Annotated in this window: 16 protein-coding genes and 1 pseudogene; 6 read left to right on the top strand and 11 right to left on the bottom strand. The window is 60.7% G+C overall.

Features of this window, described 5'->3' with window-relative positions:
• Positions 1-29: 29 nt before the first annotated feature.
• Positions 30-1,712: an AMP-binding protein gene (locus AB4O35_RS23680; protein ID WP_065876273.1), complete on the bottom strand. Its 1,683-nt coding sequence runs from the start codon at positions 1,710-1,712 to the stop codon at positions 30-32.
• Positions 1,713-2,076: 364 nt separating this feature from the next.
• Between AB4O35_RS23680 and AB4O35_RS23675 the strand changes: the two are divergent.
• A pseudogene (locus AB4O35_RS23675) lies at positions 2,077-2,562 on the top strand (XdhC family protein); the annotation flags it as partial.
• Positions 2,563-2,577: 15 nt separating this feature from the next.
• Here AB4O35_RS23675 and AB4O35_RS23670 read toward each other — a convergent pair.
• From AB4O35_RS23670 to AB4O35_RS23655, 4 genes are read right to left on the bottom strand one after another with little or no spacing between them, the layout of a single operon-like run.
• On the bottom strand, positions 2,578-3,060 hold the full coding sequence (locus AB4O35_RS23670; RefSeq protein WP_049708892.1) for a response regulator: 483 nt from the start codon (positions 3,058-3,060) through the stop codon (positions 2,578-2,580).
• Complete coding sequence (locus tag AB4O35_RS23665; protein ID WP_065876272.1) at positions 3,057-5,390, bottom strand: ATP-binding protein; 2,334 nt, start codon at positions 5,388-5,390, stop codon at positions 3,057-3,059. The genes AB4O35_RS23670 and AB4O35_RS23665 overlap by 4 nt, the downstream gene beginning before the upstream one ends.
• The gene (locus AB4O35_RS23660; RefSeq protein WP_049708890.1) at positions 5,387-6,040 is read right to left on the bottom strand and encodes a response regulator; all 654 of its coding nucleotides are present in this window, start codon (positions 6,038-6,040) and stop codon (positions 5,387-5,389) included. Before AB4O35_RS23660 ends, AB4O35_RS23665 begins: the two co-directional genes overlap by 4 nt.
• On the bottom strand, positions 6,037-7,236 hold the full coding sequence (locus AB4O35_RS23655) for a sensor histidine kinase (RefSeq protein WP_065876271.1): 1,200 nt from the start codon (positions 7,234-7,236) through the stop codon (positions 6,037-6,039). Before AB4O35_RS23655 ends, AB4O35_RS23660 begins: the two co-directional genes overlap by 4 nt.
• A gap of 172 nt (positions 7,237-7,408) precedes the next feature.
• Between AB4O35_RS23655 and AB4O35_RS23650 the strand changes: the two genes are divergently transcribed.
• Positions 7,409-7,927, top strand: coding sequence for an SgcJ/EcaC family oxidoreductase (locus AB4O35_RS23650; RefSeq protein WP_065876270.1), 519 nt, complete (start codon positions 7,409-7,411; stop codon positions 7,925-7,927).
• Between the two features lie 202 nt (positions 7,928-8,129).
• The gene (locus AB4O35_RS23645) at positions 8,130-8,906 is read left to right on the top strand and encodes an ABC transporter substrate-binding protein (RefSeq protein ID WP_065889343.1); all 777 of its coding nucleotides are present in this window, start codon (positions 8,130-8,132) and stop codon (positions 8,904-8,906) included.
• A gap of 200 nt (positions 8,907-9,106) precedes the next feature.
• Here the strand turns inward: AB4O35_RS23645 and AB4O35_RS23640 are convergent, their stop codons facing one another.
• The 4 genes from AB4O35_RS23640 to AB4O35_RS23625 all read right to left on the bottom strand — a co-directional run bounded on the left by AB4O35_RS23640 (position 9,107) and on the right by AB4O35_RS23625 (position 12,813).
• Complete coding sequence (locus AB4O35_RS23640) at positions 9,107-9,733, bottom strand: helix-turn-helix transcriptional regulator (RefSeq protein WP_065876268.1); 627 nt, start codon at positions 9,731-9,733, stop codon at positions 9,107-9,109.
• Positions 9,720-10,865, bottom strand: a complete 1,146-nt coding sequence (locus AB4O35_RS23635; protein ID WP_065876267.1) for an NAD(P)/FAD-dependent oxidoreductase — start codon at positions 10,863-10,865, stop codon at positions 9,720-9,722. The genes AB4O35_RS23640 and AB4O35_RS23635 overlap by 14 nt, the downstream gene beginning before the upstream one ends.
• Complete coding sequence (locus AB4O35_RS23630; protein WP_065946268.1) at positions 10,862-11,806, bottom strand: ornithine cyclodeaminase family protein; 945 nt, start codon at positions 11,804-11,806, stop codon at positions 10,862-10,864. Before AB4O35_RS23630 ends, AB4O35_RS23635 begins: the two co-directional genes overlap by 4 nt.
• Before the next feature lie 68 nt (positions 11,807-11,874).
• The gene (locus AB4O35_RS23625) at positions 11,875-12,813 is read right to left on the bottom strand and encodes a LysR family transcriptional regulator (RefSeq protein ID WP_065876265.1); all 939 of its coding nucleotides are present in this window, start codon (positions 12,811-12,813) and stop codon (positions 11,875-11,877) included.
• Positions 12,814-12,922: 109 nt separating this feature from the next.
• On the opposite strand from AB4O35_RS23625, the gene AB4O35_RS23620 reads away from it, so the two are divergent.
• The 3 genes from AB4O35_RS23620 (at position 12,923) to AB4O35_RS23610 (ending at position 17,103) form a co-directional block, all read left to right on the top strand.
• Entirely contained in the window at positions 12,923-14,422 is a 1,500-nt protein-coding gene (locus AB4O35_RS23620) for a CoA-acylating methylmalonate-semialdehyde dehydrogenase (RefSeq protein WP_065910669.1), read from the top strand.
• 240 nt (positions 14,423-14,662) lie between these two features.
• Positions 14,663-15,601 (top strand): pectate lyase family protein, encoded by a 939-nt coding sequence (locus tag AB4O35_RS23615; protein ID WP_065946269.1) that lies wholly within the window; start codon positions 14,663-14,665, stop codon positions 15,599-15,601.
• A 251-nt stretch (positions 15,602-15,852) separates the two neighbouring features.
• A complete protein-coding gene (locus AB4O35_RS23610) occupies positions 15,853-17,103 on the top strand; it encodes a glycoside hydrolase family 68 protein (RefSeq protein ID WP_065946270.1) in 1,251 nt (416 codons plus the stop codon).
• 251 nt (positions 17,104-17,354) lie between these two features.
• On the opposite strand, the gene AB4O35_RS23605 is transcribed toward AB4O35_RS23610, so the two are convergent.
• Both AB4O35_RS23605 and xylG read right to left on the bottom strand, forming a co-directional pair.
• Positions 17,355-18,491, bottom strand: coding sequence for a sugar ABC transporter permease (locus AB4O35_RS23605; RefSeq protein ID WP_065881450.1), 1,137 nt, complete (start codon positions 18,489-18,491; stop codon positions 17,355-17,357).
• The gene (xylG, locus tag AB4O35_RS23600) at positions 18,492-20,036 is read right to left on the bottom strand and encodes a D-xylose ABC transporter ATP-binding protein (RefSeq protein WP_175403056.1); all 1,545 of its coding nucleotides are present in this window, start codon (positions 20,034-20,036) and stop codon (positions 18,492-18,494) included.
• Position 20,037: the final 1 nt, after the last annotated feature.

Below are 20,037 nucleotides of genomic sequence, written 5' to 3'. Positions count from 1 at the left end.
GACACATCCGCGTGTGTCACCGGGCTTTTTTATGCGAAATCTTCCTCGAAGTGTTCCTGCTCGCCGCGTGTATCGCTCTGACGACGCAGTACCTCCATCTGGCGCAGTTCAACGCGGCGGATCTTGCCGGAAATGGTCTTGGGCAGCTCGGTGACGAACTCGATACGTCGCACCCGCTTGTAGGGCGCTAGGTGTTCGCGGGCAAAGGCAAGGATATGCCGGGCCAGCTCGGCGCTGCCGGGGGCATCATGGGCCAGGATCAGGAATGCCTTGGGCACGGCGAGGCGCACGGGATCGGGGCTGGGCACTACGGCCACTTCCATCACTGCCGGGTGTTCGATCAATGCGCTTTCCAGCTCGAATGGGCTGATGCGGTAGTCGGAGGCCTTGAACACATCGTCGGCGCGGCCCACGAAAGTGATGTAGCCGTCGGCGTCGATTTGCGCGGTGTCGCCGGTGCGGTAATAGCCGTCACGCATGACTTCTGCAGTTTTTTCCGGGCTGTCTTCGTAGCCCAGCATCAGGCCGAGCGGGCGCACGTCCAGGGGCAGGGCGACTTCGCCTTCATTGGCGGGGTTGCCATCCGGGTCGAGCAGGGCCACGTGATAGCCCGGCAGCGGGCGGCCCATGGAGCCTGGCTTGAGCAACTGCCCAGGAGTGTTGCCCACCAGCGCCGTGGTTTCCGACTGACCGAAACCATCACGCAGCGGCAACCCCCAGGCCTGCTGGATCTGCTCGATGATTTCCGGGTTCAGTGGCTCACCGGCGCCGACCAGTTCGCGCAGGTTCAGGCGCGATTTGTAGCTGGCCAGATCTTCCTGGATCAGCATGCGCCACACGGTGGGCGGCGCGCACAGGCTGGTTACGCCGTAACGTTCCAATGCACTGAGCAAGGCCGGCGCGCTAAACCGCGCGACGTTATGGATAAAAATGCAGGCGCCGGCGTTCCACGGCGCAAACAGGCAGCTCCAAGCATGCTTGGCCCACCCCGGTGAGGAAATATTTAGGTGCAGGTCGCCCGGCTGCAGGCCGATCCAGTACATCGTCGACAGATGGCCCACCGGGTAGCTCTGGTGGCTGTGCAACACCATCTTCGGTTTTGATGTGGTGCCCGAGGTGAAATACAGCAGCATCGGGTCGGTGGCCAGGGTGCGGCCTTCGGCTTCGAACTGCTCGGGATATTCATAGGCGGCGCTGTGTGCGACCCAGCCGGCAGGCGCCGAACCCACGCAGATGCGGCTGCAGCCTTCAGCCAGCCCGGCGAATTTGCTCACATGTGCCTCGCCGACCACCAAGTGACGAACCTGCCCGCGCTCAATACGGTCACGCAGGTCGTCGGCATTCAGCAGGGCGGTGGCGGGGATGACCACTGCACCGAGCTTGAAGGCGGCGAGCATGGTTTCCCAAAGCGCCACATCATTGCCGAGCATCAGCAGTACGCGATCACCGCGCCCAACCCCGTGGGCGCGAAGGTGGTTGGCCACTTGGTTCGAACGTGCGGCCAGTTGCTCGAAGCTGTAGCGCTGCTCGCTGCCGTCTTCCTCGACGATCCACAGCGCATTGGCCGCATTGCCCTCCGCCATGGCGTCGAAATAGTCCAGGGCCCAGTTGAATTCGCCCAGTTGCGGCCAGCGGAAATCCCGTACGGCGGTGGCGTAGTCGGTGCGGTGAGCGAGTAGAAAATCCCGAGCGGCCAGGAAGGGCTGGGTCATGGTGGCTGTCCTTAATTATTGTTGTGGGACTGGCCCTCGGCTGAACCGAGAGGCTGGGCCGAGTATAGGCACGCATAAATCAGAGCAGAACGCCCAAAAACACCAGAGCGTTGTGCAAAAAAGTCATGCCTGTGGCATTCCTCATATGAGGCCGCGTGTTCACGCTTGTCGTTGGATTGGGCAACAAAATCCCTCGATCAGGCTATTGCCCCAGCGCGTCACCCCACATACTCAAGTCAATACAGTCCGAGTTGAGAGGGCCGGTTCGCAACGCATGAAAAATCTAGACCTTCAGGTAATCCAGCAAGCACTGGCATGGCTCGAGCAAGGCCATAGCGTATGGCGAGGGAGAGCTCGCGCCGTCATTGGCGCTGCCCAGCGCCTGCTGATTGCCGGTCTGTCGCCAGTGGCGGAGTTCTGTGCCAGTTTTGCAGCGGCGTTGGGTTTTGAAGTGATTGTGTGCGACCCGCGACCCGAGTTGACGGACGGTTTCACGATGGCGGGCGTTGAGTTGGTCAAGCTGTTTCCAGCCACCTATATTGCTCAAGGGGGTTGCCACGCCGCCACGGCCATCGTGGCCCTGACGCATGACCCGCGCATGGACGATCTGACGTTGTTGGAGGCGGTCAGGACTCCGGCGTTTTACATCGGCGCCATGGGTTCCAGGCGCACTAGCGAAAAGCGTATGGAGCGTGTCCAGCGTATTGGTGGAATAGGGCAGCAGGACCTTGACCGCATTCATGCACCGATTGGCCTGAAACTTGGCAGCAAGACCCCGGCAGAGATTGCCCTTGCGGTCATGGCGGATATCGTTCGCGTGAGCAACGGTGTCTCGCGTGACCAGTTGTAGACCTGACCTTGTGACCTAGCAGCGGCGGATGTTCGGTGCGGTAGATGTCGAGTCGCGCCGTTGCAGCAATTCAATCTGGTCCGCCGGCACCAAGGTGCGCAGCCGCTTGTAGAGCATGCGGGTTTCCAGCAGGTTCCACACCCGCAGCATGGTTTCCAGCGCGTCCAACGGTTTACTGATGAAGTCCCTGGCGCCCAACGCCAAGGCGCGCAGGCGCGTGTCGCGGGTAGCGTCGGCGGTCAACACTAGGATCGGCAGGTATTCGCCGCTCGGGATGCGCCGGTTGAGCTGTTCCAGCACCGCGAACCCGTCGAACTGCGGCATGTGCAGGTCGAGAATCACCAGGTCCGGCTCGAAGCTGTTGAACAGGTCCAGGGTGCGCAGCGGCTCGGTGCTGCTCAGCACGTTGGTCAAACCCTCGCGCGCGAGCAGTTGCTCGACCAGGTCGAGATTGGGGCGTTGGTCGTCGATGATCAGGATACGCAGGTCGGTGGTCACACGGGCTCCGGGAAGCAGTGGTCAAGGTGGGCGAGAAACGACGGCACGTTGATCGGCTTGCTCAGCACCGCCGTCGCGCCAGCGTCGTGCAAGGCCAGGCGGGTGAGGGTGCTGGCGTCGGCGGTAATCATCAGTACTGGCGTGTTGCGCGTGATCGCGGACTGACGCAGGCGCCTGAGCACGCTCAAACCATCGATGTCCGGTAGCGACACGTCCAGCACGATCAACTGCGGCGCGTGCTGCGCGGCCAGGTCCAGCCCCAGTTGGCCTTGCATGCTGGAGAGCAGCTTTATCCCCGGACGACGTTGCAGCAAGGTTTCGATCAGCGCCAGGCTGGAGAGGTTGTCTTCGATACACAGCACCTTGCCCTGGGTGGCCGGGGAGGCGAGGGCAGGCGCCGGCGTCGGCGTCGGGCTCTCGATGACGGCGACGGTCATGCCTTGAGGCTCTGGCAACCGCGCATACGGTAACGCCAGGGTAAAGCGCGAGCCGCTACCAACCTGGCTTTGCACGTTCAGGCTGCCTTGCATCATCTCCAGCAAGCTTTTACTCAGCGCCAGGCCAAGGCCGCTGCCTTCCACATTGGGGTCGGCCCCCAGGCGTTCGAATGGCTTGAACAACTGGCCCTGGCTATCCAGGGCAATACCGTTGCCCGTGTCGCACACCGATACGCGGAGGTGCGGTGGCTCAACCTCTACCTCAATGCTGACCTGGCCCTGCGGCCGGTTGTACTTGATCGCGTTGGACAGCAGGTTCAGCAGCACCTGGGTCAGGCGCTGCCGATCAGCAACAATCCCGAGGTCGGCGGCAAGGGCGGGCACCGGTTTCAACTGGATTCCCGCGTCAGAGGCCATGGGCGACACCAGTGTCAGCGCCTCGTGCAGCGTGATCGCCAACGGGATCGATTCGATGTTCAACGGCAAGCGCCCGGCTTCGATCTTGGCAATGTCCAACACTTCGTTGATCAGCGTCAGCAGGTGTTGACCAGCACGCAGGATGTGGCCGATCTGTGCCTTCTGGCTGCTCGGTGCGTCCATGTCCAGCAGTTGCGCAAAGCCCAGGATCGCGTTGAGCGGGGTGCGCAGCTCGTGGCTCATACGCGACAGAAACTCGCTTTTGGCCCGGCTCGCACGTTCGGCTTCCTCACGCGCGGTGCCCAGCGCAATCTCGGCCGCACGGCGGTCGGTAATGTCGCGGGTGATCTTCGAGAAGCCGCGTAATGCGCCGGTCGCGTCAAACTGCGCAGTGATCACCACGCTGGCCCAGAAGCGCGTGCCATCCTGGCGGCAGCGCCAGCCTTCTTCCATGTAATCGCCGTTGCGGGTGGCTTCGGCCAACGCCATGGCCGGGTGTTGCGGGCATTCCTGCGGCAGGTAGAACACCGAGAAGTGCTGGCCGAGGATTTCCTCCTCGGTGTAGCCCTTGATCCGCTCGGCACCGGCATTCCAACTGGTGACGTGGCCCGCCGTGTCGAGGGCGAAAATCCCGTAGTCCTTGACCCCGTCGATGATCAGCCGCAGGCGCTCTTCGTTCTCGCGCAACGCGCGTTCGCGCTCGGCCAGCAGCATCCCGGCTTCCACCAGGCGCGTGCCCAGTTGGCCAATTTCATCGTTTTCCGGGGGTTGCGGCAGCAGGGGCTGACCCAATGCCAGGCGTTGCGCATTGCCTTGAACATTCTGCACGCGCGCGACAATGCCCTTGGACAGAAACAGCACCGCAACGATGGCCCCGAACAGCCCACAGATGGCGGCCAGCCAGGTCGACAGCAGTAGCCGCTGGCGCGTTTCGGCCGCGGCTGCGGTGCGCTCGGCGAGCAACGAGTCCTCAAGGGTGAGCATGGTGCCGATGTGCTGACGCAAGGCATCCAGGATGTGCTTGTTGCTGACCAGAATCGTGGTGATCGATGCCTGGTTGGTGGTCGGGTCGCCGAGCATGTCCTCCAGGCCGTCGATTTTGCTGTTGATCAGCGGCGTGATCGCCGCGAGCTGTTCACGCACCCGTTGATCACGAACGTTGCCGTCGAGCCGGCGCAGGGCCGATTCGATCTGCGGCTTGGCGTTGCGGTAACTCGGCAGGAAATCCTCGCGGCGGGTCAGCAGGTAACCTCGCACGCTGGCGGCCGCTTCTGCCAGCAGGGTATGCACGGCGCGGATGTCGCCTTGCACCCGCAGTACACGGCGCACGTCTTCTTCGGCGCGGGCGGTCTGGCGCTCGGTGATGTAGATCAGTACCAGCGACAACAGCAACACCACCAAGGGCAGCGAAATCACCACGAGGGCCTTGCCCCGTAGCGGCAGGTCAGCCCAACGCCTGGCGTAGAAGACCTTCATGCGTGTGTCACCAGGCCCAACGCGATGCCCCGCACGGCCGCCTGGGTGCGATCTGCCGCACCGAGCTTGCCGATGACCCGTTCCACATGGGCTTTGGCGGTGCCGGTGGTAATGCCCAGCTGTTCACCTATCTCGCGGTTGCTCTTGCCGTTCGCCACCAGCCCCAGCACCTGGCGTTCGCGTGGCGTGAGGTTTTCCGTGGGGGTGGCGCCTGCTGCGCTGCGCTCGGTCATGCGCCTCAGCAAGCGTGCGCTGACGGCGCTATTGAGCGCTTCTTCACCCGCTGCGACCTGTTGCAGCGCATGGATCACTTCATCACGGCTGGCGTCTTTGAGCAGGTAGCCCACGGCGCCGGCGTTCATCGCCGCTTCCAAGTGATCAACGCTGTCGTCCATGGTGAACATCACCACCTTCAGCGCCGGCAGCCGTTGTTGCAGCAGGCGCGCGGCACCGAGGCCATTGAGCACCGGCATACGAATATCGAGGATGACGATGTCGGGCAGCAACTGCTCGCACAGGTCTACCGCTTGCTGGCCGTCACGCGCCTGGCCGACCACTTCGAATTGCGGATGACCGGCCAGCAGCGCGACGAACCCCGTGCGCGTGACTTCATGATCGTCCGCCAGTACCAGGCGTAATACGTGGGTCATTGCGGCGCTCCATTCAGTTGAGCCGGCACGCGGGCGTGCAGTTGGGTACCGCAGTCGATTGCACTGGTGCACGTGAGCTGGCCACCCAGCAGGCTCGCGCGTTCCTGCATGGTGGCCAGGCCCAGATGCTGAGCGTCCTGGGTGTCGAGCGGTTGGTCGAAGGCAAAGCCTTTGCCGTTATCGCTCACGCGCAATGAGACAGCGTGCTCGTGCAGTCCCAGGGCCAGTTGCACGTGGCTTGCCTGCGAATGCTTGAGGACGTTGTTAATCGCTTCCTGGCCGATCCTGAACAAGGCGATTTCCACCTGGCTGGGCAAGCGCCCCGTGTAACCTGCGCTCCACTGCACGCTGATGGCGGCGTCGCGCAGGCGGTCGGCCTCTTTGTCGAGCGCTTTGAACAAGCCGAAGTCATCCAGCACGGTGGGGCGCAGGCCGGCGATCAGTTGCCGGCCTTCACCGACCGAGTGCTGGGCCAGGGCCAGGATCGCCTGCAGGTCCGCGTCCAAGGTGCCTGGCAGTGTCGGACAACGGCCGGCAAACCCTTGCAGGCGCTGATGCAAGCCGGCGAGGGTTTGCGCCAGGCCGTCGTGCAGGTCGTAGGCCACGCGCTTGCGCTCGTCTTCCTGGGCACGCAGCAGTTGGTTGACCAGGTCCGACAGGGTCCGGTCGCGGGTCTTGAGGGTGGTCAGCAGCCGGTCGTTTTCCAGGTGCGCGGCCAGCAGCGTGGCGAGCAATTGCAGGGACTCGCTGTCTTCATTATCCGGCGCCCGCAGGCTGACGCTGTTGGCCAGGATCAAGGCGCCGAAGGCATTGCCGTCACCCCCGCGCAACGGCACTTGCAACACACTGGGCAGGGCGCCGTCCGGCAACTCCTGCCAGCAGGGCGTGCGTAAGCGGCGGTCAGCAATGCCGGTCAGGCTGCCCAAGCGCGCCTGGCTGCCGTGGCTGGCGGTGGTGCTGACGTTGCCCTCGGCGTCCCACTCCTGCAGCACGCCATGGTCCATCGCGAGAAATGCGCACGCCCGCGCCAGCACCCTCTCGCGCATGGCGTGTGGGCTCAGTTGGGTTAATTCCTGGCCGGTCTCGACCAACAGTCGCAGGCGCGCAGTGCGGCTCTCGGATTGCCGATAGTGCGCGCGAATAGCCAAGGCGCTGTTGGGATCAGGGGGCGTGGCGTCGTGTGGCGGGTTTTGCATGTTTCGGCTCCGGTACGGGCACACGCTGCGGGCGCAGGCGCGGTTATTAAACCGCGTTAACCGCACGGGGCGCCATCTGCCAAATGGCATAGATAAACGGCCCCGGTTGGCCGATGTCCGGTGGCCGGCGGGTTGGCAAAGTGTGCTCACGGACCACCACTGGAGTATCGCCATGAAGTTCAACACCGCCACGCTTGCCCTGATGTTCGCCTTGAGCGCCCCGTTTGTCCAAGCGGCTCAAACAGTCCCGTACGTGTACCGCGACGTGGCTCAGGCACCGGCCAATGTCAAAGACCGCGAGATTGCCGGTTTGTTTGACCGTTGGAACAGCGCTTTGCAGACCGGTAACGTGCAAACGGTGGTCGACTTGTATGCGCCGGGCGCGGTGTTGCAGCCCACTGTGTCCAACCAAGTGCGCACCACCCCGGATCAGATCAAGGACTACTTTGATCACTTCCTGGCGCTCAAGCCCGTCGGCCAGATCAACTACCGTGAGATCCGCCAACTGGGCAGCAACGTGGCCATGGACAGTGGGGTCTACACCTTCACCCTGACTGAAGCGGGCGGCAAGGTCCGTCATGTGCAAGCGCGCTACACCTTTGTCTACGAGCAGGTCGGTGGCCAGTGGAAGATTCTCAATCATCATTCTTCGGCGATGCCTGAAGCCCAGGCGAAACACGCCAAGCAATAAACGCTTGAGCAAAAATGTCCACGCCCTTTGCAGGGCGTGGACATTTTTTATTTGATTCGGGAGAAGATTTACCTGACAGCCTGGGAGTCGATGTGATTGACGATTAATACATAAAAGTCCAGTATGGAATTATAAGTACAAAAAAGTGACTCATCTTTTTCTTCAATCTTGCCAAACCAACAACAACTTGCGAGAAACCCTCATGAAGAAACTTCCCCTCATCACCGCCCTGGCCCTCGGCCTGATCGCCTCCAGCCATCTACTGGCCGCCGAGAAAACCCTGCGCATTGGCATCGAGGCGGCTTACCCGCCGTTCGCGTCCAAGACCGAGGAAGGCAAGATCGTCGGGTTCGACTACGACATCGGCAATGCGCTGTGCGCGCAGATGAAGGTCAAGTGTGTGTGGGTTGAAGGTGAGTTCGACGGTCTGATTCCTTCCCTCAAGGTGAAGAAAATCGACATGGCCCTGTCGTCCATGACTATCAACGAAGACCGCAAGAAGTCGGTGGATTTCACCCACAAGTACTACTTCACCTCGTCTCGGCTGGTGATGAAGGAGGGGGCGGTGGTGGATGACCAGTACGCCAGCCTTAAAGGCAAGACGGTGGGTGTGCAGCGCGCTACCACCACTGATCGTTATGCCACCGAGGTATTTGAACCCAAGGGCATCAACGTCAAGCGCTACAGCAATAACGAAGAGATCTACATGGACTTGGCGGCAGGGCGGCTGGATGCGATTTTCGCCGACACCATCCCGTTGAACGACTTCCTGCAGATGCCGCGTGGCAAGGGCTACGCGTTTGTCGGACCCGAACTCAAGGACCCGAAATACGTGGGCGAGGGCGCCGGGATTGCGGTGCGCAAGGGTAACAGCGCGTTGGTCAGCGAGTTGAACGCGGCCATCGATGGCATTCGGGCCAGTGGCGAGTACCAGAAGCTTTCGCAGCAGTACTTCAAATCCGACATCTACGGCGATTGATTGTGAGCACGGAATCTTCCGAGGGCACGGGGCAACTGTAGTGAGCGGGCTTGCCCCGCGCTGGGTGGCGAAGCCGCCCCAAATCAGGCGACTTGGTTTTATCTGGAGCTCGGCGTTGTCTTTATTGGGGCGGCTTCGCCACCCAGCGCGGGGCAAGCCCGCTCACTACAGGCAGCAAACCAGCCCCCCAGTTGATTTGTTCAGCCCTTCAATTCCTTCAAATGCTTGTAGACCGTCGCCCGCCCCATGCCCAGCACATTGGCCACATAGTTCGACGCGCTCTTGCCCTTGAACGCCCCTTCGGCATGCAGCGCCAGCACCAGCTCACGCTTGTGGTCACGGTTCAGCAGGTTCAGGCTCAACTGACGCTCGCGCATCCAGGCATGCAGGAAGGTATTGATGCGCTCCTGCCAGTCATCGCGAAACAGCGAGTCCGGTTGCGGGATCAGTTTGCTCGGCGACAGGAACAGGTCCAGCGCCGCCTTGGCGTTTTCAAACAGTGAAATATTCAGATTGATGCACAGTACCGCCAGCCGACGACCTTTATGGTCATGCAGCACCGTGCTCAGGCTGCGGATTTTCTGACCGTCCCAGTTGAGCTTTTCGTACGGGCCGATGTTCACTTCGCTGACGTCATCACTGAGCATGTCCTCCAGCGCCGAGTCATCGCCGATGCTGCGCTTGGACAGGTTGTTGGCAATGTAATCGACTTTTTGCGAGCGCAGGTCATGCAGCACCACTTCCGCATGGGGGAAAAACAGGGTGGCAATGGCGTCGGCCATCGCGCGGAAGTTCTGCATGACGTGGTCTTGTTCAACGGTGTTCATCGAGGGGCTCCAGGCGGGCAGGGGAGAGCATACCAGCGTCGAGGCCGAACCGCGTCAATCCCTCTGGCAGCGGTGCGCCGCGCACCAGTGCCGCACTGGCCTGGCCCATGGCGGGAGAGGTCTGGATGCCATAGCCGCCCTGTGCCGCCACCCAAAACAAGCCCGCTACCCGAGGGTCATAACCCGAAATCAAATCACCGTCGTGCACAAAACTGCGCAGACCGGCCCAAGTGCGCGTCGGGCGGCGAATGGTCAGCGTGGTGGCTTCCTCGATCTGGTAGATGCCCATGGCGATGTCGAGCTCTTCGGGCTGGATATCCTGGGGTTCGACCGGGTCGGCGTTGGCCGGTGAACCGAGGAACATGCCAGCGTCGGGTTTCATATAGAACGACTCGTCCAGCGCCACCAGCATCGGCCAGTGATGGCTGTCGACGCCTTCGGGGCCGGCGAAGATAAACGCCGAGCGGCGCTTGGGTTGCAGCCCGATGGACGCGGCCCCGGCAAGCCCGCCGATGTGATCAGCCCAGGCGCCGGCGGCGTTGATGATGATCGGCGCGGTATAGGTCGTGTCCTGGGTCTGCACCTGCCAAACGCCGGCGGCGTCGCGACTCAAACCGAGCACGTGGCTGTCGGTGCGCACTTCGCCGCCGTTGCGGCGGATACCGCGCAGGTAGCCCTGGTGCAGGGCGTCGGTGTCGATGTCGCTGGCAGTCGGGTCATACAGCGCACCGCGGACTTTTTCGCGGCGCAGGATCGGCAGCTTCGCGCAGGCTTCGTCGGCGCTGAGCAGTTCAACCTGCGACACGGTGGCCTTGGCGCTGAGGTACTGGGCGTTCAACTCGGCTGCATCGCCAATGAAATCCACCGTCATTTCGCCGCGTGGCGTAAGCAATGGATGTTCGCAAAAGCCCGGCGGCGGGTTGTCGAAAAACTCGCGGCTGGCCAGGGTCAACGCGCGCACCTGCGGTGTGCCATAAGCGGCGGTATACAGGGCTGCAGAACGCCCGGTGGAGTGATAGGCCGGGTGGCTTTCGCGTTCCAGCACAATCACCTTGCCGTGCTGCGACAGCCAGAACCCCGTGGAAGCTCCGGCAATGCCGCCGCCGATGATGATGAAGTCTGCGTGGCTCATAGTTGTCTCCAGAGGGCATTGGCCAGTGCGATGTCTTCCAGGCCCAGGCCGATGGAACGGAAAAATACGTGGCGGTCGTAGGACGGGCGCTGGACGTGGTCGCTGAGCAGTTCGGGCAGGTCGCCGACCACAGCGCGCGGGTCCCAACCGTGTTGTTCAGCGGCGATCAGCATTTCACCGGCTGAGCCTGGGGTGGTCTGGCGATAATCGCAGAAAACCTGCATGCCATTGAGGGACTGCGACGGTACTTCATGGGCGCGCGGGGCGTTGGTGCTGATGGAAGTAATCAACGCCGGTTTGCTCAGGCGCGTCGGGTCGAGCACCGGCCCGGCTGACGAGGTGCACAGCAGGATCACGTCGGCGTCTTCTACCGCCTCATCACAGCTCTTGGCGATGACCACACGTGGGTCCAGGCTTTTGAGCTGCTCGATGGTCTCGGCGGGCGCCTTGGCCAGGCTTGGCGAATACACGCTGATGGTCTGCCAATCCCTGAAATCCTTCACATAGTGCAAATGCGCTTGCGCCACCTTGCCACTGCCAATAATCGCCAAACGCCGCGCGGCTAAAGGCGCCAACGCATCCACCGCCAGTGCAGTCGTAGCGGCCGTACGTGCCGTGGTCAGCTCGGCGGCATCGCACAGCAGCAGTGGCTGGCCGGTCTGCATTGACATCAACAAGGTCCATGCGGTCACCAGTGGCCCCTGCTCACGCACGATATACGGCGAGGTCTTGACCCCGTACACCCCATCCTCGGCCAGCACGCCCAGGTAATTGATGAAGTCGCCAGCCGCTTGCGGGAACTCCACCAGTTGCTGCGCCGGCTGTACTGCTTGCCCGGCCGCCAGGTCATGGAACAGCTTGCGCAGGATCTGCGGCACATCGATTTTGGCGAGCAGTTCGCGGGCCTGGGCCTGGTGGATCACGTGAGGTGTGCTGGGCATGAGTGTCTCCGCAGGTAAACTAATTTGTCCATTATGGACTTTTGGTTCTGCTGAGCAAGAGGTAAACCTCACCTCGTAAATCGAAATCCACTCGACAGTTTGTCCTTCAGGTAGCCGACCAACACACTCACCGCCTTCGGCACATGCGGCGAATACGGCCGGATCAGGTAGATCTCATCAGCAAACGCGCCCTTGAGCACCCAGCCTTTGAGCACCTGCACCAATTTGCCGCTGGCCAGCGCGGCGTGAGCGCTGAAATCCGGGAGCAGGGCGATGCCCAGGTGGTTGAGCGCCGAGTCGCGCAAGGCTTCGCTGTTATTGGTGGCGAAGCTGCCGGAGATCGGCACGGTGAGGCGTTCGACGTTTTTAGTGCCGCGCTCGAAGGTCCAGGCGGGCTGGTCGGTGCCGCGCGGGTAGAACAGGCAGTTGTGCGCGGACAGGTCGCCGGGCTCGCGGGGTTCACCGTGGCGTTGCAGGTAATCCTGGGTGGCCACCAGCACCGAGCCGGTATCGCACAATTTCCACGCCACATGGGTTTCCGGCACCTGGAAACCGTGGCGCACGGCCAGGTCGTACCCTTCGGCGGCCAGAGAACTCAGGGCGTCCGACACATCCAGTTGGATGCGCACCTGCGGGTACTGTTGCAAAAACTCCGACAGATGCGGCACCAATTGCTGACGGGCAAACGCCACGGGCGCCGTCAGCCGCACCAGCCCGCGAATCTCTCCGACCGAGTCGCGCACAGACGAGAAGCTGCGGGCGATTTGCTCGTAGGCGCTGCGCACTTCACGGGTCAGCGACAACCCCGCATCGGTCAGCCTGACGCTGCGTGTGGTCCGCGTTACCAGCCGCGTCCCGGTAGCCTTTTCCAGGTCAGAAATGCGCTGGCTCACGGCGGACTTACTGACGCCCAGACGCGCGGCAGCGGCGGTGTAGGTGCCTTGTTCTTCCAGCACCGACAGCCAGTGAATATGGGTCCACAGCCCTTCGATCTCAGCTTTTTCCATAATTGTATTGTTCGCATTAATGGACAATAAGTTCTGGATTCTGCTCTGGTTTGGAACAAATCGAAAGCCTATCGTGTGTCCCAACGCTACCCACCTGGGATTTACTGCCATGACAACCACAATCGAGCACTACATCAACGACCAGCGCGTGAGCCGCGATGATCGCTATCAGGACGTCTACAACCCGGCCACCGGCGAAAAGACTGGCCGCGTCGCCTTGGCCAGCCGCCAAACTGTCTCCGAAGCCGTTGCCGCTGCCCAGGCTGCCTTCGCCGACTGGGCCGACACTCCGCCCATCCGCCGCGCCCGCGTGTTGTTCGAATACCTGCACCTGCTGCGTGCACGCAAGGATGACCTGGCGCGCATCATCGTCGCCGAGCACGGCAAGGTCTTTACCGACGCCCAGGGTGAAGTCGACCGTGGCATCGACATTCTCGAATTTGCCTGCGGCATTCCCAACCTGCTCAAGGGCGAACACTCCGACCAGGTTTCCCGTGGCATGGACAACTGGACGATGCGCCAACCGCTCGGCGTTGTGGCCGGTGTTACACCGTTCAACTTCCCGGTGATGGTGCCAATGTGGATGTACCCGATCGCCATCGCGGCGGGCAATACCTTCATCCTCAAGCCAAGCCCGACCGACCCAAGCGCGTCGCTTTTCATGGCCGAACTGCTGCGCGAAGCCGGCTTGCCCAAAGGCGTGTTCAACGTGGTGCAGGGCGACAAGGAATCGGTTGATGCGCTGATCGAACACCCGGACGTCAAGGCCGTGAGCTTCGTTGGCTCTACCCCGATTGCCCAATACATCTACGAGACCGGCGCGCGTAATGGCAAGCGCGTGCAAGGCCTGGGCGGCGCCAAAAACCACATGGTGGTGATGCCCGACGCGGATATCGAAAAAACCGTCGACGCCCTGATGGGTGCCGCCTACGGCAGTGCCGGCGAACGCTGCATGGCCATCTCCGTCGCCGTGCTGGTGGGTGATGTGGGTGACAAAGTCATCGCCGCCTTGACCGAGCGTGCCAAGCAACTGCGCATCACCGACGGACGCGACCTCAAGGCCGAAATGGGCCCGATCGTATCCCGCGCGGCGCTGGAGCGTATCAGCGGCTACATCGAACAAGGCGTACAGGCCGGCGCGCAACTGCTGCTCGACGGGCGCGACTACGTGCCCACCGAAGCGGGCCTGGAAAATGGCTTCTGGCTCGGCGCGACCTTGTTCGACCACGTGACCAAAGAGATGAGCATCTACCGCGAAGAAATCTTTGGCCCGGTGCTGGCGTGCGTGCGCGTAAATGACTTCGCCGAAGCGATCAAACTGGTCAACGACCACGAGTTCGGCAATGGCGTGAGCTGCTTCACCCGCGACGGCAATATCGCCCGCGAGTTTGCACGACGGATTGAAGTGGGCATGGTCGGCATCAACGTACCGATCCCGGTGCCGATGGCATGGCACGGGTTCGGCGGCTGGAAGAAGAGTCTGTTCGGCGACATGCATGCCTACGGCACTGAGGGCGTGCGCTTCTACACCAAGCAGAAGTCGATCATGCAGCGCTGGTCGGAGAGCATCGAGCAGGGCGCGGAGTTTGCGATGCCTGTGTCCAAGTAACGGCCAAAAGAACACAGCAGGGCAAATGTGGGAGGGGGCTTGCCCCCTCCCACATTTTTTGGCTGCGTAAGGGTTGACGATCCAGTGAATCGAGAATACTGTACATAAACACAGTGTTTAAGCGCTGATCGACCAACACCCGGCAACCTCAGTCCTGCCAAACACTGTGTGCAAGTTAACGGATTAACTTGATGCACAGGCTCGTCTTACCGAGCCATTTTATTGATAGAGAGGGAACTCATGTCCTATCCAGAAAGCAAACTCGCCGGTTTGACCGGTTTCGCCCAAGCGGCAAAAGTGACAGGTGGCTGGTCCGGCCCTGTGGTCAGTATCACCACACTCGATCAACTCAAGGCTAATATCGGCGATACCACCCCACGGGTACTGGTGATCAACAGTAATATCTCGGCGTCGAGCCTGACCAAAGTCAACATGGGCGCCAACAAGACCCTGATTGGCTCGTTCCAGAACCGCACCCTGGAGAATATTCACCTGCGTGCAACGGCGCAGTCGCAGAACATTATTCTGCAGAATCTTATCTTCAAGCATTCGGCAAATATCAAGGCCAATGACGATATTCAGGTCTACTTGAACTACGGCAGCAAGTATTGGATTGACCATTGCTCTTTCGTCGGGCACAGCTGGTCCATCACTGACGGCAGTGAAGATAAACTGCTGTATATCGGTGAAAAGGCCGATTATGCCACCATCAGCAACTGCTTCTTTGGCAGCCACAAGTATGGCCTGATCTTCGGCCACCCGGCCGATGATAATAAAGCAGAGTTCAATGGTTATCCGCGCCTGACGCTGTGCCATAACCGCTTCGACAACATGGAAGTGCGTGCGCCTGGCTTGATGCGTTACGGTTATTTTCATGTGTACAACAACTACATCAATAACTTCCACCTCGGTTTTACCCTGGCACAAAACGCCAATATCCTTTCTGAAAGTAACTACTTTGGCGAAGGCAGCCAAAATAAAGGCATGTTGGACGACAAAGGCACTGGCACGTTCACCGATACCAACAGTGTCCCGCCGATCACCAACCAGAAGTCGCCTAAAGCGCAATGGACGGCCCTTTCCAACTATGGCTATACCTTGAAGACCGCCGCACAAGCCAAGGACTTTACCCAGAAGAATGCCGGCGCCCAGTCGGTAGCCCTGATCTTTGGTAGTTGATTAGCTAGCTTTCTACTTAACGATCATTTAATACGGGTGCCACTGTATTTATATCAAGGATATAAATACAGTGATGGCCTTTGTAATCTAAATAATTCTTCATGTTGCGACAGGTAGGCTTCCATGTTAAACCTTATTTCGCACTTGCAGAGCCAACTATCTCTTGCTCTTTCAGCCACTATTAAGTTGTTGGCTGTCATGTGCTATTTAATCTTCGCTTGTCACTTAAGCGTCAGCAAAAGGACATCATCATGAAACACGCGAATCACACATCCACTCGCTGGACACGGGCCGATGCGCTGAAAGTTAATGAGAATGACCCGACGACGACACAGCCGTTAGTGAGTCCTGACTTTCCTGTCATGAGTGACACGGTCTTTATCTGGGACACCATGCCCTTGCGTGAACTGGATGGCACGGTGGTATCGGTCAATGGCTGGTCGGTGATCTTCACCCTGACCGCCGACCGTCGCCCCCATGATCCACAATTCATCAACGCCGATGGCCGCTACGACATCAAGCGCGATTGGGAAGACCGCCATGGCCATGCGCGTATCTGCTATTGGTACTCGCGCACCGGCAAGGACTGGATCTTCGGCGGCCGGGTCATGGCCGAAGGGGTTTCGCCGACCACGCGTGAATGGGCAGGCACACCGATCCTGCTGAATAACAACGGTGATATCGACCTGTACTACACCTGCGTCACACCGGGCGCCACCATTGCCAAAGTCAGGGGCCAAGTGGTTACGTCGGATACCGGCGTTACCCTGCAGGGCTTTGATCAGGTCAAATCACTGTTTGATGCCGACGGCATCTATTACCAAACCGAAGCGCAAAATTCGACCTGGAACTTTCGCGATCCCAGCCCCTTTATCGATCCCAAAGATGGCAAGTTGTACATGGTGTTTGAAGGCAACGTTGCCGGCGAGCGCGGGACTCACGAAGTGGGCCCGAATGAAATAGGCCTGGTGCCGCCAGGGCATGAAGATGTCGGCGGGGCACGTTATCAGGTTGGCTGCATCGGCATCGCCGTGGCCAGAGACCTTAACGGTGACGAGTGGGAAATTCTGCCGCCCCTGGTCACTGCCGTGGGGGTCAACGACCAGACCGAGCGTCCGCACTATGTGTTCCAGGACGACAAGTATTACCTGTTCACCATCAGCCACAAATTCACTTACGCGGACGGCGTGACCGGCCCGGATGGCGTTTATGGGTTTGTCAGTGATCACCTGTTTGGTCCCTATACGCTGATGAACGCTTCCGGTCTGGTGCTTGGCAATCCGCCTTCGCAGCCATTCCAGACGTATTCCCATTGCGTGATGCCCAATGGCCTGGTGACCTCGTTTATCGACAGCGTGCCCACCAGCGGCGATGACTACCGCATCGGCGGCACCGAAGCACCCACCGTGAGGATTGTATTGAAAGGCGATCGCTCGTTTGTGCAGGAGGCTTACGACTACGGTTACATCCCGGCGATGCGCGATGTTGTGTTGAGCCAGTAACTGACTAAAAAGCCACTCTTCGGAGTGGCTTTTTTACGCCTGTTTTTTATGCCTGCGCTGTTGATGGCTTCAGGCGCGCGAGGGTGGATCGCAGGCTCGCCATTGATTCCTGCAGGCACAAGGCGACAAAGATTGTCTAGGAAACGTCCTGCAATTAAACGCGACACGCCTTGCTGGCGCTTCTCAAACCATGACCAAATGCCGCTAACGCCACCTCTCAAATGTGGGAGCTTCGGTGTTTTTCCGGACCGTTACCGACGACCTGTCCGCGTACTCACATCCACCCACACCGCCAACACCAGAATGCTGCCCTTCACAATCATCTGCCAGTAACTGTCCACATCCAGCATCGACATGCCATTGTCCAGGCTGGTAATCACCAACGCGCCCAACAACGCGCCGTACACCGTGCCCGAGCCGCCACGCATGGACGTGCCGCCGATAAAGCACGCAGCGATGGCATCCAGCTCGCCCATATTCCCCGCCGACGGCGAACCGGCAGCGAGGCGGGCGGTGTTGACCAGGCCGGCGAGGGCGCACATCACGCCCATGATGCCGAAGATCCACAGCTTCACCGCCTGCACGTTGATGCCCGACAGGCGCGTGGCTTCCATGTTGCTGCCCACCGCGTAGACGCGGCGGCCGAACACGGTCTGGCTGGTGACGTAGCTGAATACGCCCAGAAGCACGAGCAGAAGTAAGACGGGGACGGGAATGCCGTCGTAACTGTTGAGCGTGGTGACAAACCCGGCCAGCACGGCGCCGATAAGTACCACGCGCACCAGGTCACGCACGAGGGAATGTGCCGCAAGACCATGCAGCGCGCGATTGCGTCGTTGTTTCCACGTGAGGAACAGCGTCAGTGCAAACAACAAGACGCCGAGCCCAATACCCACCGAATGCGGCAGATACCCCTGGCCCACATACACCAGCGACGGCGAAACCGGCGCAATGGTGGTACCGCCCGTGATCCCCAGCAGAATCCCGCGAAATGCCAGCATCCCACCCAAGCCAACGATAAACGAAGGAATCCGCAGGTACGCGGTCATGTAGCCGTTCGCCAGGCCGATCATCAGCCCACACAACGCCACCAGGCTCAGGTTGGCCAGCAGCGGCACGTGATAAACCACATCGAGGATCGCCGCCAACCCGCCCAGCAACCCGAGCAATGACCCCACTGACAAATCGATCTCGCCGCTGATGATCACCAGCACCATGCCGCACGCCAATATCCCGGTGATCGACATCTGCCGCAGCAGGTTGGACAGGTTACGTGGTGTGAGAAACCCGCCCTCGGTCTGCCAGCTGAAAAACAGCCAGATCACCGCCACGGCGATCACCAGGGCGAGCATTTTGTAGCGGGTAAACAGCTGTTTGAGCTGATTCATCTACGCGGTCTTCCGATCATTATTGTTATGGCTGAGCGCAGCCGCGAGCACCTGTTCCTGGGTGAGGCCGTTGTTGACGAAGTCACCGCGCAGCTGGCCTTCGCCGATCACCAGCACACGGTCGGAGACCCCGAGTACTTCGGCCAGCTCCGAGGACACCATGATGATTGACACCCCTTCGGCCGCCAGGGCGTTCATCAACTTGTAGATCTCATATTTGGCGCCCACGTCCACGCCGCGCGTGGGTTCGTCGAGGATCAACACCTTGGGCTTGGCCATCAGCATTTTCGCCAGCACGGCCTTTTGCTGATTACCCCCGGACAGGCTGGTGATCGGCAAAAACGGGCTGGAGGTCTTCAGGTGCATGCGTGCGATCTGCTGGTCGATGCTGCCCAGTTCGGCTTCGGCATCGATACGCGTCATGTGCGCATAGGTATCGAGCACCGCCAGGGTGATGTTCTGGCCCACGCCCAGGTCGGGAATGATGCCCTGGCGCTTGCGGTCCTCGGGCACCATGCACAGCCCGGCGCGGATGGATTTGAGCGGCGTGCGTGTGTCGATCACCTGGCCGTCCAACCACACCTCGGCGCTGTAGCGCCCTGGGTAGGCGCCGAACAGTGCCGACACCAGTTCCGTACGCCCGGCGCCCACCAACCCGGCAATGCCGAGGATTTCCCCGCGTTTGAGCACGAAGGAAATGTCGTCCACACGCTTGCGCTTGGGGTTGTCGACGTCATAGCAGGTGACGTTGCGCGCCTCGAAAATCACCTCGCCTACGTCATGCGGCTCGGTGGGGTAGAGGTTGCTCATCTCGCGGCCGACCATCTGGGTGATGATCTGCGCGATGTCCATGTCGGCCATGGCCGTGGTCGCGATGTGCTTGCCATCGCGGATCACCGCAATGGTGTCGCACACCGCCGCCACTTCATCGAGCTTGTGGGAGATGTACACGCAGGCCACGCCCTTGGCCTTGAGGCCGCGGATGATGTCCAGCAGTACTTCGATTTCAGAGCGCGTCAGGGCCGAGGAGGGCTCATCGAGAATCAACAGGCGCGCCTGTTTATTCAGGGCCTTGGCGATTTCCACCAGTTGCTGGTAGCCGCCGCCGTACTGCGACACCGGCAGCGCGACGTTCATGTCCGGTACCTTGAGCTCACGCATCAAGGCTTCGGCGCGGTGGATCATTGCCGGGTAGTTCATGCGCCCACCCGGCAAGGTCATTTCGTGGCCCATGAAGATGTTTTCGGCCACCGACAAGTCAGGCACCAGGGTCAGTTCCTGGTGAATGATCACGATCCCCGCCGCCTCGGTCTCGCTGATTGACTGAGCCTCGAGCGGCTGCCCGTCCCAGAGGATTTCACCGTCCCAGGTGCCGTACGGATAAACCGCCGACAGCACCTTCATCAGGGTTGATTTACCGGCGCCGTTCTCGCCGCACAGGCCGACGCATTCCCCCGGCCGTACCTTGATGTCGATGCCGTTGAGGGCGTTGACACCGCCAAAGGTTTTGACGATGCCGTTCATTTGCAGCAGGTAGTCGGACATG

The sequence above is a fragment of the Pseudomonas sp. H1_A03 genome (assembly GCF_054685145.1).
This window is presented reverse-complemented; position numbering and strand designations above follow the sequence as displayed.